The sequence below is a fragment of the Streptomyces griseocarneus genome, assembly GCF_014655595.1.
Taxonomy (GTDB): domain Bacteria; phylum Actinomycetota; class Actinomycetes; order Streptomycetales; family Streptomycetaceae; genus Streptomyces; species Streptomyces griseocarneus.
In genome coordinates this window covers 403,528-416,171 of the sequence record NZ_BNBL01000005.1, presented here as the reverse complement: position 1 = coordinate 416,171, position 12,644 = coordinate 403,528, and the positions used below count along the sequence as shown (strand labels likewise).

Annotated in this window: 13 protein-coding genes, 1 tRNA gene and 1 pseudogene; 10 read left to right on the top strand and 5 right to left on the bottom strand. The window is 69.0% G+C overall.

The window, feature by feature from the left end; translation table 11 throughout:
* Positions 1 to 93: 93 nt before the first annotated feature.
* Positions 94 to 525 (bottom strand): winged helix-turn-helix transcriptional regulator, encoded by a 432-nt coding sequence (locus tag IE295_RS15990; protein ID WP_190064278.1) that lies wholly within the window; start codon positions 523 to 525, stop codon positions 94 to 96.
* Between the two features lie 71 nt (positions 526 to 596).
* Between IE295_RS15990 and IE295_RS15985 the strand changes: the two genes are divergently transcribed.
* The 3 genes from IE295_RS15985 (at position 597) to IE295_RS15975 (ending at position 3,683) form a co-directional block, all read left to right on the top strand.
* Positions 597 to 1,430: an NAD(P)H-binding protein gene (locus IE295_RS15985; RefSeq protein ID WP_190064277.1), complete on the top strand. Its 834-nt coding sequence runs from the start codon at positions 597 to 599 to the stop codon at positions 1,428 to 1,430.
* Positions 1,431 to 1,924: 494 nt separating this feature from the next.
* Positions 1,925 to 2,152 (top strand): hypothetical protein, encoded by a 228-nt coding sequence (locus tag IE295_RS15980; protein ID WP_190064276.1) that lies wholly within the window; start codon positions 1,925 to 1,927, stop codon positions 2,150 to 2,152.
* 655 nt (positions 2,153 to 2,807) lie between these two features.
* Positions 2,808 to 3,683 carry a hypothetical protein gene (locus tag IE295_RS15975; RefSeq protein ID WP_190064275.1) on the top strand — a complete coding sequence of 292 codons (876 nt, stop codon included), beginning with the start codon at positions 2,808 to 2,810 and terminating at the stop codon, positions 3,681 to 3,683.
* A gap of 218 nt (positions 3,684 to 3,901) precedes the next feature.
* Here IE295_RS15975 and IE295_RS15970 read toward each other — a convergent pair.
* From IE295_RS15970 to IE295_RS15960, 3 genes and pseudogenes are all read right to left on the bottom strand, one after another.
* Positions 3,902 to 3,976: transfer RNA gene (locus IE295_RS15970), tRNA-Trp, on the bottom strand.
* A 247-nt stretch (positions 3,977 to 4,223) separates the two neighbouring features.
* A pseudogene (locus tag IE295_RS34260) lies at positions 4,224 to 4,583 on the bottom strand (transposase); the annotation flags it as partial.
* A gap of 34 nt (positions 4,584 to 4,617) precedes the next feature.
* Positions 4,618 to 5,217 carry an ALF repeat-containing protein gene (locus IE295_RS15960; protein ID WP_190064274.1) on the bottom strand — a complete coding sequence of 200 codons (600 nt, stop codon included), beginning with the start codon at positions 5,215 to 5,217 and terminating at the stop codon, positions 4,618 to 4,620.
* A gap of 375 nt (positions 5,218 to 5,592) precedes the next feature.
* Here IE295_RS15960 and IE295_RS15955 point away from each other — a divergent pair, with 375 nt between their 5' ends.
* From IE295_RS15955 to IE295_RS34255, 4 genes are all read left to right on the top strand, one after another.
* On the top strand, positions 5,593 to 6,027 hold the full coding sequence (locus IE295_RS15955; protein WP_190064273.1) for a hypothetical protein: 435 nt from the start codon (positions 5,593 to 5,595) through the stop codon (positions 6,025 to 6,027).
* An 88-nt stretch (positions 6,028 to 6,115) separates the two neighbouring features.
* Positions 6,116 to 6,589 (top strand): hypothetical protein, encoded by a 474-nt coding sequence (locus IE295_RS15950; RefSeq protein ID WP_190064272.1) that lies wholly within the window; start codon positions 6,116 to 6,118, stop codon positions 6,587 to 6,589.
* 17 nt (positions 6,590 to 6,606) lie between these two features.
* The gene (locus IE295_RS15945; protein ID WP_190064271.1) at positions 6,607 to 7,614 is read left to right on the top strand and encodes a bifunctional 5,10-methylenetetrahydrofolate dehydrogenase/5,10-methenyltetrahydrofolate cyclohydrolase; all 1,008 of its coding nucleotides are present in this window, start codon (positions 6,607 to 6,609) and stop codon (positions 7,612 to 7,614) included.
* Positions 7,615 to 7,627: 13 nt separating this feature from the next.
* Positions 7,628 to 8,860 carry an amidase family protein gene (locus IE295_RS34255; protein ID WP_308013147.1) on the top strand — a complete coding sequence of 411 codons (1,233 nt, stop codon included), beginning with the start codon at positions 7,628 to 7,630 and terminating at the stop codon, positions 8,858 to 8,860.
* Between the two features lie 156 nt (positions 8,861 to 9,016).
* Here IE295_RS34255 and IE295_RS15935 read toward each other — a convergent pair whose 3' ends face one another.
* On the bottom strand, positions 9,017 to 9,922 hold the full coding sequence (locus IE295_RS15935; RefSeq protein WP_190064270.1) for a LysR family transcriptional regulator: 906 nt from the start codon (positions 9,920 to 9,922) through the stop codon (positions 9,017 to 9,019).
* Between the two features lie 137 nt (positions 9,923 to 10,059).
* Between IE295_RS15935 and IE295_RS15930 the strand changes: the two genes are divergently transcribed.
* The 3 genes from IE295_RS15930 (at position 10,060) to IE295_RS15920 (ending at position 12,303) form a co-directional block, all read left to right on the top strand.
* Positions 10,060 to 10,878 carry a 3'(2'),5'-bisphosphate nucleotidase CysQ gene (locus IE295_RS15930; RefSeq protein ID WP_190064269.1) on the top strand — a complete coding sequence of 273 codons (819 nt, stop codon included), beginning with the start codon at positions 10,060 to 10,062 and terminating at the stop codon, positions 10,876 to 10,878.
* Between the two features lie 41 nt (positions 10,879 to 10,919).
* Positions 10,920 to 11,516, top strand: a complete 597-nt coding sequence (locus IE295_RS15925; protein WP_190064268.1) for an NADPH-dependent F420 reductase — start codon at positions 10,920 to 10,922, stop codon at positions 11,514 to 11,516.
* Between the two features lie 475 nt (positions 11,517 to 11,991).
* Positions 11,992 to 12,303: a hypothetical protein gene (locus IE295_RS15920; RefSeq protein WP_263453913.1), complete on the top strand. Its 312-nt coding sequence runs from the start codon at positions 11,992 to 11,994 to the stop codon at positions 12,301 to 12,303.
* Positions 12,304 to 12,644: the final 341 nt, after the last annotated feature.

Here is a 12,644-nt window from a genome sequence, read left to right as displayed (position 1 = left end):
GACCACTCCTCGCTTCCGCCGGACACACCCCGGGCAGCGGGGTCCACGGCTCGGGGACGCGCTCGCGCATCACCCGGTGGAGCCCGGGGCCGTTCATTCGCCGGCCGTCGGCTCCGAGTGAGCGGCGTCCCAGGCCGCCCGCGAGGCGGCAATGAACGGCCGGTGGGCGATCGACCAGTCCGCGAGGGCCTTGACGAGGTGGGTGAGACTGTGACCCATTTCCGTCAGCTCGTACTCGACCTGGGGCGGCACGGTGGGATACACGGTCCGCGTCACCACCCCGTCGCGCTCCAGACGCCGGACAGTAAGCGTGAGCATACGCTGCGAGATATTGCCCGGGATGGCGCGCTGCAGCTCCTTGAACCGCCGTATGCCCGAGGCGAGCTCGACCACCACGTAAACGGACCACTTGTCGCCGAGCCGGTCCAGCACATCCCTCACGCCGCACTCGTCCTGCGGCGTCTCGCAGACGATCACGGGCTCGTCCGGCACCGAGGTGGTTACCGCGGTGTGCCCTACTGACATCAAAGTGCCTCCTTATGCGATCGAAACTCGCTCCCCATGATGGAAACACACAGCTCAGGAGGGAGATCTCAATGATTCTGGTAACCGGTGCAGGCGGCGCTCTCGGACAGCTCGTCGCCGACGAACTGGCCGGGCGGGACGACGTCGTCCTCGGCACCCGCACCCCCCGCTCCGCCGCGGAGCGGCGCGTCGACTTCGACGACCCGTCCTCGCTCGACTTCACCGGCGTGGACACCCTGCTGCTCATCTCGGCCGGGTACGGCGAGGACGACGTCGTCATCGCCCGCCACGACGCGGCGATATCGGCGGCCGAGAGAGCGGGCGTGCGGCACATCGTCTACACCAGCCTCAGCGGCGACGGCGACCACCTGGCCTACGCCCTCGCCCACCGCTGGACCGAACGCCGCCTCGGGCGCAGCCCGCTGGCGTGGACGATCCTGCGCAACGGGCTCTACGCCGAGTTCCTCGCCGGTATCGCGGCCCCGGGACCCGACGGGACGATCGCGGCGCCGCTGGGCGAGGGCCGCCTGGCCGCGGTGGCCCGCGCCGACCTCGCGGCGGTGGCGGCCCGGGTGGCGGCCGAGCCGGATCGGCACGCGGGGCGGGTGTACGAGCTCGTCGGCGAGCGGGCCCTGGGCGGCGCCGAGCTGGCCGCCGCGATCGGCGGCTCGTACGAGCCCTCCTCGCTCGGCGCCGCCCGCGAGGCGATCACAGAGGCCGGCCAGGCGCTGCCCTACCAGGTGCCGATGCTGGTGGGCACGTACTCAGTGATCGCCGGGGGCTTCCTGGACGGCAGCGGGATCGAGGACAACGCCCTGCGCACGCTCCTGGGACGCGAGCCCCGGCCGGCACTGGAGGTGTACGAGGCCGTGGTCGCTGCGGCGCGGACGGCTGGAGAGGCATGACCGTGAAACTCTCCGTGACAGGTGAAACCGGGAGGACCGGCCCGCAGGTCGCGGAGGTTCCGAGGGTGCACCCCCGACGGCACCCGTGACATCGGCGAAGCCGTCGGCTGCACATCTGCATACCTGGCCCGGGCGCCCCACGGGCAGCAGGGCCGCGGGCCACGCGGCGACGGGAGCGGCGCAGGTCCATCCCGGCCGCGACCGGGCGTGCGACGGCCGAGAAGTATCGCGCTGGTGGCGTCGGTGGCAGCTTGGTGCGATGGACTGGACAGCACCGGCGAGCGCAGTGACCGGCGGCCTGGTCGCCGTCGCTGCTGCCTACCTGGCAGACCGCAGACGCTGGCGTCGAGAGGAACGGGCACGGGCGGCAGGAGCGTCAACGGGCCGCGTACGCACAGTTCCTGGCAGCCTTGTTCGTGGCGCGGGAACAGATCTTCGCGGCCAGCCGTTGGCCACGCAGGTCATCCGAGCGCAAGAGGTCAGCCGGGGCGGCGGTGCGTGAGCACGAGGTGTACGCCCGCCGCTACCAAATGGAGCTGACGACAAGCCAACAGGTCAGGCACTGCACGGAGGCGGCGCTGAACGCCCTGCTCGAATACCGCAACGAAGTCGCTGCCGGTAAACGCTGGAACGATCCCCGGTGCACGACCAAGCGCGAACACTTCCGTCAATGCCAGCAGCGCCTGCTCCGGGCCATGCGCACCGACCTCGAGCCAGGCTGACGCGAGGAACCACCACACCTGTAGCCCCGGCCCGCGGGGTGGCCGGCAACGGCGGCGGCTCCCCCTCGCCCCTGGCCGCGCGAGCGGTCAGCTCACGGTGGACAGCGGCAACGTTCCCCTTCCACAGCCCGAGCAGAGCCCGGATCTCGGGGGTGACCGTGAACCTCCCGTGGTACGGGGCACGCGCCCCCGGCGTCCGGGCTGCAGCCTTGTCCTTCTCAGCCCCGGCCAGCCACCGCCACACCGCCCGCTCCCGCACACCCAGCGCGTCCGCCGCCGACCTCACATGCCCAGTGGGGGGGCTTCCCCTCCCTGCGCAACGCCCGAACCGACACAGCCGGCAGAACCAGCGCCCGAACCGCCCCCCAACCCCTCCGAGACCGGGTGATGCTCTTCCGGATCCATCCATCGATCACACCAACCATCCACCGGCCAGTGGATCAGAACACACAAATCTGAAACTGCATCACCCCTCATGCGATCCCCCCCCCAGGACAGCGATCCCACCCCGATCTCTCACCCCAAGACAGTGAACCCACACCCCGAAACAGCCACCGACCAGCATCAGCACACCAATGCCCGCTGTCTCTCACACCACTGACCCGAAACCGGAAAATCGCAACCAGGCAACCGGTCCGTCGGCATCCTCGCCCGCGTGAAATTCACCCGGGCCCTGGACTACGTTCGCGAGTTCGACTCCGCCCTCGCCCCCTGGAAGCCGGCTGTCCGCGAGCTCGTCCGCCGAACCCGCGAAGACCTGGGCATCGCCGCCTCACAGTGCACCGTAAGCTTCCCGATCATGTGCGAGAACCGACTGGGTGCCTTGTTGGAGGCCGGATTCACCGACCGGCTGGGACAGCGGGACAGGAAGCTGCTGGCGCGCCGCGCCTTGCTCAAGGGCGTGGGCGAGAAGCCGCCGTTCTACCTTCCGACCAGTTGGTGGTACGTGGTACCGGGTGAGAACTACGAGGGCTTGTTCGCGGCGCTGGACCTCCACGACCGGGTCCCGGTCACCTTCCGCGAGGGACTCGACGTGGCTGACCTGCCGGCCAGGCCGGACGCCGACCCGGTCTTCGTCACGCCTGAAATCGACCGCTGGCGTCTGATATTCGGAAACCTCGACAGTGTCATCGGCTGGGACTGGGACGACATGATGGGGGCCGTGGAACGGCTGAGCGCCCAGTGCGGCCAGGCCCAGATGTTCTTCGAGGACATCGCGGGCGGAGCGGATATCTGGGTGGTCGCCGAAGCGGGTCGCATCCGGCGCCGGTACGCGCGGGAGAGCAACCCCGAGTGGGTGGGCGAGCCCCTGCCGTGGGAGACGCTGGCTGTCGACGACGAGGATTTCGACCCGGAGTTCGACGAGGCCGAGCCCAACGAGGGCACAGCCGATGCCATGACGGCGTGCGAGTACCTGTCCGTGCACCCGAGCCCGGTGGACGCCGACACCGAGATACGCGGCCACGGCTGGCTGGCCATGAGCGCCCCGGACGTAGGCCACGAGGGATTGGAAGAACTGGCTCGATCTTGAAGTGACACCAGAGAGAACTGCTCGGCCTGCGGGCTCACAGCACGCTACCCGGCGCCCCCTCGACGTACGCCTCAACAGCCGGGCGACCCAGTGGAATCTGCGCACCACACTGCGCGGTGCCCGGGAGTTCCTGCAGCGCACCGGCGTCACGGCCCGGCCCGTGGGCCCATGAGCAAGCGGCCAGGTCCCACGAGGACCTGGCCGCTGTGCCGTTCGCGCAGGGGCGACAGGATTCGAACCTGCGACTAGCGGGTTTGGAGTCCGCTGCTCTGGCCGGGCTGAGCTACGCCCCTTCGGTGGCTGAAGCCTGCCACAGGAGCAGTTCCTCCTGCCACCGGATTTCGGGCAGGGCATCGGCAATGGATCAGCGGCGGGGCGGCGGTGACCTGGAAGACCGGAGCCACCCACGATCACCTCGCCGCCAGGGCCGATGCCGGTGCCGACAGGCGCCCGGTACGCGGCATGTGCGGCACGGCCCACTCCGCCGGACGCAATGAGCATTTCATCCGCTGGTTTGTGTTTGGTCTTGGGATAGGTTCCGCGCCAGTTCGGGGTGGATTCGGCGGTGAGTCTGCGGCTCATCAGGTCGATCACCGCGAGGTGAATCACCGCTTCGGAGCGGTGCGGGTGGGTCTCGTAGTCGCGGGCGAGGCGGCGGTGGTGCATGAACCAGCCGAAGGTCCGCTCGATCGCCCACCTTCTTGGAATCACCTTGAATCCTCGGGTTCCCAAGGGCCGCTGGACGAGGTGGACGTCAAGGCCGAGGCGGGCGCCGTGGTCGATGGCGGTGGTGCGGTAGCCGCCGTCGGCCCAGACCTTGGTCACGCGCGGATGTGAGGTGGCGATGTGGTCGACGAGTTGCTTGCCGCCGACTGAGTCGTGGACCGAGGATGCCGCCAACGCACACGGCCAACCATGCACGAGCTCGTTAGATCTATGCCTTCTTGTCCTTCGCGCGCGCCTCGAACTGACCGGTCTGGAGGAAGGCGACCCGATCCTCCGGAGTGCCCTTCAACGCCGCCTTAGCCGCAGCCTTCACGAAGGGTCCCCCCTCATTGAAGATCCGCGAGATAAGGACATAGTTGTCCTCGTCCAGGGCCTTGAACTGACCGGCCTCCAGGAAGGCGACCCGGTCTTCCGGAGTGCCCTTCAGCGCGGCCTTGCCGGCCTCCTTCACCCCAGGACCACCGAAGTAGATGATCCGCGATATCAGGACCTCGTTGTCGGTGTCTCTTTCCTCGAACTGACCGTTCTCGAGGAACTTCCTCATGTCCGCGGCCGTGCCATCGAGCGCCGCCCTACCGGCAGCCTTCACCCCCGGGCCTCCAAGGCTGACGATGCGCAGGATCTCGTTCCGGTCCTTCTCCGCCTGCTGGTCCTTGCCGGCGGGCTCTTCGGCCTGCTGCCCGGCGGTCTTCGCCACTGAGCTCTGGGCCGACTGTGTAGACGAACCTGCGGCGGCGCCATCAGCGAAGGCCGACGAGGTCAGCAGGACGGCCGGAGCGACGGCGGCCACGGTGACCACCGCGGCCATACGAGATAACTTCAAGGCAGTACCCACCCTCTTCGTGACATCTGTGTGTCAGCCAACTATAGGAGCCAAACCCGGCGTGATCCACTGGTTAGATCCAGCGCTTGCCGACTCCTCCGATAGGCAGGCCCGTCATGGCTCCCCGTGCCCGCCGACCCTGTAGCCGACGGGCCAGAAGACCTGAGCCTGCAGTGGACGCCCCTAATCGCCGTGCGCTGCTTTCCGCGCGGGCGGGGATGGCGGCACAAGCCGGACACACGGCGACAATGTGCCATGGCTACCTCACGTCGATCCCTCGAATCCGCGTTGACCTTGCTTGGTCCAGTGCGGCAGGCTGTTGTTCATGTAGAACGAGGCAAGAATGCATCGGAGAGGCCTGTGAAGATCACCATTGAGGGTGCGTCACCCGCCTTCGAGGAGAAGCTGCTTCGACTTCTCGACGAGCATCGCCACGAGCTGGCCATCACCGCGGACACCGATTGGAGCGAGGACCGCGCCGAGTGGTTTCTGCGCAGCGTTACCCTCGCCGCCCGCACCTTCGTACGTCGAGTGGTCGACGGTGGCGGTTGGGCCGATGCCGGGGACTTGCGCGACGAGTTCGGCTCCTTGCGCGGGCCGACTGTTGCCCTGGCTCGGGGGCTGCAGCGCGGGGTGCGCCAGGGACGGTGGCCGCAGGGCACCGAAGCGCCGGTCGCCGTGGTCTACGACCCGGACAACCCGTCCTGGCAGCGGGCTGTCGGCTACCAGATGCCCACCGAGCACTTGCTCGTCTTCCAAGCCGCCTTCACCCGCCTTGACGAGGCGACCGGATGACCTCCGGCCGCCCCTCCATCGCGTTGCTTGAAGGCAGCCGCCCTACGGCGGCATCACTCTGTACCGGCCTTGGCAAAAGGAGATACCTATGGCTGACGACCTTCTGATCGACAACTCACCCCAGGCCCGGATCACCACCGGACTCGTCCACTGGCGCCACGCACTGGGCCGCGATGCACACTGCCTGGTGCGTTTGGTCCAGCCGACCTCGCCCGGGCGATCCTCCGTAATCCTCTCGGAGCTGGCCAGCAATCCCGATGCCTACGGTCTGATCAGCGACTTTCCCGCTGCCGCCACCGCCGCTCTGGCCCTGCTCCTGCCCCACGCGGCGCTCGACCCGCAAACCATCCGGTGGTTCGCTCACCACGGTGAATTCTCCACCTACGACCCGACAGGAGCCACAACTCTCATCGAGGTCACACTGACCTACACCGGCGACCGGTACCACGGGGACCTGCGTGGGCAACAGCTCCTGCCTCCGGAGCAGACCGCTGAGCTCTTCGAGTCCTGGCAGCTCGAACCCGTTCCCACTGCCACCGCACGCCTGGGCCACACCGGCTGAGAAACCGACGACCGCACATGACTACCCATCAGCTGTCCGGCACGGATCTTCTGCGCACGGTGCGAGGAGATCTCGAGCCCTACCGCCAGGCCATCCAGCCCAACGACCAGCGCGTCGCCGTCCTCCGTTTCCTTCCCGCGGACAACGATCCGCCACACTGGGCACGGCGCATGGAAGCATCCCGCGTCTCCGCAGACCAGAAGGTACGGGCCTTCACCCACCTCGGCTTCGACGTCGACCACGTAGCGCTACCAGGAACCGTCTCGACGAGCGAGTTCGCCGATCGACTCGACGCCTACAACGCTGATCCGCGTGTGCAGGCAATCATCGTGCAGATGCCCGCACCAGCCCACCTCACCCCGCTCGTGCAGCGCCTCGAACCGGCCAAGGACATCGACGGGCTGCTCCACGACAGGTCATTACAGCGGGCCTGCGCCACCGCGGACGGGATCGCACGCATCGTCACACCGTTCGCCGACAACGCCTCCATAGCCGTCGTGGGAGCGCGCGGGTTCGTCGGCTCCGGCGTAGTCCGGCTGCTCCAGGACCAAGGCATGCGTGTCATGCCGCTCGATATGGGGGACGACCTGCGCCGCGCAGCCCAGGCCGACATCGTCGTCTCCACGGCCGGCAACCCGCACCTGCTCACCACGGAGCACATCCGGCCCCACCACCGCCTGGTCGTCGACTCCGGCTTCACCCCCCTGGCGGATGGCACCGTCGCCGGTGACATCCATCCAGAAGCGGCTCGCCTCCCCCAGAACATCACCCCCGTCCCCGGCGGCGTAGGACCGGTCGAAATGGCCGTACTCATGGAGCGGGCCGTACGCCAGACCGCCGACCCCAACGTGCCGTCATGGACCTTCCCGGCCGCCCCGTACAAGAGCCGTGTCCAGTTCGCCGCGACCATGCACAGCCTCGGCAGGCCTCCGGCGCGCCCCACCTCCCATCCGGATTTCCGTATGCCGCCGCAACTCCGTGGACCGGGAACCAGTCGCGGCCACGACGGCGGCCGCGCCCGCTGAACGAAGGACCGCAGTGCTCACCATCACCGACTACACGCCTCTCTCCGCCGTCCGGATCGCCGCGGCCGTTCAGGCCGGTGAGCTGTCAGCGCTCGAGGTTGTCGACGCGGCCCTGGCCTGTGTCGAGGAACGCGACGTGACCGTCCGGGCATTCCGCGAAATCTGGCCCGGCCAGGCCCGCGAACGCGCCGCCGAAATCGACGCGCGCGTCCGCCAGGGGGATCAGCTCCCCCTGGCCGGGGTGCCGCTCGGCATCAAGGCCACCGAAGGCCTCAACGCCTTCCAGAGCGAACGCCTGATCGCCGCCGGCTGCGTCCCCATCGGTACCACCTCGGTACCGCACCGCGGCAGCGGCTGGCAGACCTACGGCCATACCGACCGGGGACCCACCACCAACCCCCTCAACCCCGCCCGCTCCCCCGGCGGCTCCTCAGCAGGATCGGCCGCCGCCGTGGCTGCCGGCATGGTCCCCCTGGCCACAGGCTCCGACGGCGCCGGCTCCGCCCGCATCCCTGCCGCGTGGTGCGCCATCCTCGGACTCAAGCCCACCAACGGCGCCTTTCCCGCACGCGACCGCGCCGGACTCAACACCCCCGGGCCCCTCGCACGCCACGCCCACGACGCTGCCGCCTACCTCCACGCCCTCGCCGGGCACCAGGACACCGCGCCTCCGGTGCCGTGGTCGCCGTGCACGGTGGCCTGGTCGCCGACGCTCGGCTTCGCCGACACCACCCCCGAGATCGCCACCACCGCACGTGCAGCCCTCGAGCGCCTCACCGACGCTGGCCTGCTCATGCTCACCGACACCACCGTGCTCCTGAACGACCCCGCTCCCGCATGGAGCAGCCTGCGCAGCACGCAACACGACCATCACTCAGACATCACCGAACTGATCAGTGGAAACGACCGCCACCTACAAGAGCTCTTCGACCAGGTCGACATCCTCGCCACCCCGACCACGCCCCACCCGCCCCACGGCCACGACGGACCCGGCCGGCGCATGAGCGTGGCCCTCACCTGGGCCTTCAACATCAGCGGCCACCCCCGCCATCACCATCCCCGCAGGAGCCACCCCCAGCGGCGAACCCGTCGGCCTTCAGCTCATCACCCGCCACGGCGGCGAACAGCTACTGCTCCGCCTCGCCATGGAAGCGAAGGGAGGGGGCAATACCGCACGGCTGGGAGAAGGCAGAGGCTGACCGGCAGTCCGCATGGGGGGGCCGGGGGACGTAAATCGTTCGATTGACAGGCCCCCGGATAGCGGGTCCCTTGAGCCTTGGTGGTCGCCCGGGTTGGCAAGTCGGTTCCGGTTTCACCCTGGCGGGGAAAGACAGGCTGTCACGCGGAGCTCCTCCCAAGGTGGCCGCATGGACGTATGGGTGAAGCGGCCGGACGGCGCCGGCTACGTCGCTCCGCGCATGGCCAGCGCGGTTCGCGCCAGCCCGCGCAGCCAGGCGTGGGCGTGGTCGGTGTCGTAGCGCTGATGCCACGACAGGTATATCGGTGCCGATGGCAGTTCGAGCGGGAGGGGGAGCACGACCAGGCCGAGGTCGGCGACCGCTGACCGCGTGGTGGCTTCGGGGACGCTGATCAGGAGATCGGAGTCGCGCGCGAACTCCAGCGCGGCCGCTTCCGTGGGCGCGGTCGCCACCACGCGGCGGGTGAGGCCGAGCCGCGCGAGGGCGTCGTCGAGGGCATTGCTGAGGTTTCCACGTCGCGAGACGGTGACGTGCTCAGCGGCGGCGTACTGCTTTGCGGTGACAGTCCTCACGCGGGTGAGGGGGTGTCCCTGCCTCACGACGATGACGAGGCGGGTCTCGCCCACGTTCTCGGCACGGATGTCCGGTGCGCTCGTGCGGTTGGCGTTCGCCTCCAGGTCGACCTCGCCGCGCCGCAACTCGGGGGTGTCGATGCTCGATTCCGCGACGAAGCGCAATCGCACGCCCGGCGCCTGTCCGCGTACGGCCGCGAGCAGTGCGGGGCCGCTCAAGGCGACCAGGGAATCGTGCCAGCGGAGTGTGAAGGTGCGCTCCAACGTTGCCAGATCGAGTTCACGGCTCGGTGCCAGCACCCCCTGGACCTGGTGCAGCAGCTCGTGCACCTGTTCCCGGACGGCGATCGCATACGGCGTCGGGGTCATCGTGCGGCCGGTGCGCACCAGGATCTGATCTCCGGTCGTGCGTCGGATTCGGCCCAGACTCCGGCTCATCGCGGGGGCGGTGACGTGCAGGCGCGCGGCCGCCCCGGCCACACTTCCCTCCTCCAGCAGCGCGTCGAGCGCGGCGAGCAGGTTCAAATCCAATTGCATGCGAGTAATCCTAGACGTGCTTGACATGCATTTGAAGTTAATTAAAGGGCTCTATACCTTCGATACGAGAGCGCAAGACGGAACACACAGCTTGGCCCGACCCGCCTCATCACCCCTCCTCACACGGGAGTACCACCATGTCCGAAACGCTTCAGACCACCGGCGTCGCCGTCTCCGACGCCGACCTGCTCGGCCGGACCGCGATCGCCGTGCGCGCGGCCGGTTCGGCGCTGCGCGAGCGCTTCGGCGAGATGGTCCGCTACCAGACCCGCGAAGAGCTGATGCGCGCGCTCGCCGCCAACGACGACACGGCCCTCGATATCCTGCGCCCCCGCCTCACGCGCCTGCGCCCGGACGCCGGCTGGGTGGAGGACGAACTGGACGGCGGGGCGCTGCCGCCCGGCGAATGGTGGGTCGTGGATCCGGCCGAAGGCAACGTCAACCACCTGCACGCCCTGCCGGAGTGGGCGGTGACCGCCACCCTCGTGCGTGAGAACCAGCCGGTGCTCACCGCAGTCCACCTGCCGTTGACCGGCGAGACCTACACCGCGCTCACCGGCGCGGGCGCCCATCTCGACGGCCGGCCGCTGCACGTCTCCCAGACCACGGACCTCGGCCTGAGCATCGTGGCCACCAGCCAGGCCCGGCCGGACGAGGACGAGAAGGTCGTGCGGCGCGTCGGCTCCTCGATCACCGCGATGCTCTTCGACGCGCTCGTCGTCCGCACCGCCGTGCCCGCGACCCTGCACCTGCTGAACGTGGCCGCCGGCCGGATCGACGCCTTCTGGCAGTTCGCCGGCGCCCGCGCGGACCTGCTGCCCGGGGCGCTGCTCGTCACCGAGGCCGGCGGACGGATCTCCGACGCCGAGGGCCGCCCCTGGACCCCGCAGAGCGAGAGCTTCCTGGCCGCCGCGCCCGGCGTCCACGCCGAGGCCGTCGCCACGCTCTCACGCTGACCGCGCACCACAACCTGCACCCACGGAAGGACCAGATCATCATGACCACGATCGCAGTTCTCGGAAACGGCCGCGTCGGCGGCAACCTGGCCACAGCCCTCACCCGGGCAGGGCATGAGGTGACCGTGGCGGACCGCGCGCCGGGCGCCGCCGCCGACGCTGCCCGGACAGCCCAGATCGTCATCAACGCCACCCCGGGTGCCGGCTCGCTGGACCGGCTCGTCGCCCTGCGCGAGGAACTGCGCGACAAGATCCTCGTCGACGTCTCCAACGCCACCGTCGACGGACCGGACGGACTGCCCGCCGACCTGATCTACCCCGGCTCAAGCCTCGCCGAGCAACTCCAGGAAGCGCTCCCCGAAACGCGCGTCGTCAAGACACTCAACACCATGCTCTTCCCGGTGATGACCGCGCCAGCCACGCTCACCCAGGCGCCCGACGCCTTCCTCTCCGGCGAGGACCCGCAGGCCAAGCAGACCGTCCGTGAACTGCTCATCGACCTCGGCTGGCGCAAGGAGTGGATCACTGATCTCGGCGGGATCCAGACCGCCCGCGCCACGGAGGCCGCGATACTGTTCGTACCGCACGTGATTCGGTCCAGCGGATTCGCGCCCTTCGCGATCTCGATCGCCCGCTGATCCGCACACAGTGCACCGCCCCCCGTCGGGCCCACATCCAGAACGGATACGACAGCGCAGCCAGGGCCAGCGATTCAGCGCCGGACGGCGACCCGTGGCCACCCTTCCCGGGGCCGTCGGCCTCGCACCGAGGAATCGGCCCATCTCACGGCGGACGCGCTTTCGGAGCTGGTCGCGAACTCTGCCGCCGATGCCCGCGGCGGCCGCCGGCACCGGCCTCACACTCGCCGATCCAAGTGCGGGTGCGGGTGCATGGCGCTGGCGCTGGTGCCGGACAGCATCACGCTGCCGCTGAAGCAGTGACCTGGCGTCGATGGTCAGGCTGCCTGGCCATAGCCGTCCGCGTCGGGGCCGTCGCCGCGCAGCGGGCTGAAGTCGACGTCCAGGTGCGGGTCGTACGCCTCGGGCTCAAGGCCGAGTTCGTTGGTGGCGTACTCGCCGAAGCGGCGGATGTGCTTCGGTCAGGTACGGCGAGATGGCGGGCAAGCCATCCCGGCGGCCTATAGGGCGCCCCCCCATCAGCAGCACCACCCGGCAGATCGGCGCGGTGCTCGGCGTGGCGGTACTCGGAGCCATCGTCCGCACCCGGCAATCCGGCGGCGCCTCCTTCGAGACCGGCCTCAACAGCGCCTTCCTCGCTGCCGGCACCGTCGCTTTGGCCACCGCCGTGTTCATCGGCCTGTGGCTGGCGAGGTCCAAGCCCGCGGAAGGCTCCGCGGCGCCGCAACGTTCCACCGATCCAGGTGCGGTCGCCACCTCGAACGAGGCATCCGTGACCAGCCGTTGACGGCAACACCGAGCTTGGCCGGGAGGCAGCGAACCGGAACCGCCGCTACCACCAACCACGGTTCCGTTGTTCCCCGAGGCTGTACACACAGCAGCAGGGCGTCCGTAGGAAACAAGCCTCACCGTCCAGCGCCGACCATGCCGCAACTGCACACCTCTCACGCTTTAATGCCAAGGCTGCCGATCTATGCCCAGGACGGCACCACGTTCAATGAATTCGACAACGAATCACCAGGGGAATAAACACGCGCATCACGCCAAAGGGGCGGCGCCGGGCCTTCTCTTTGAGGATCTGTACCTTGCGGATCTTGCGAGAAAGCCCCTTGATCGCGCGGGTATCGC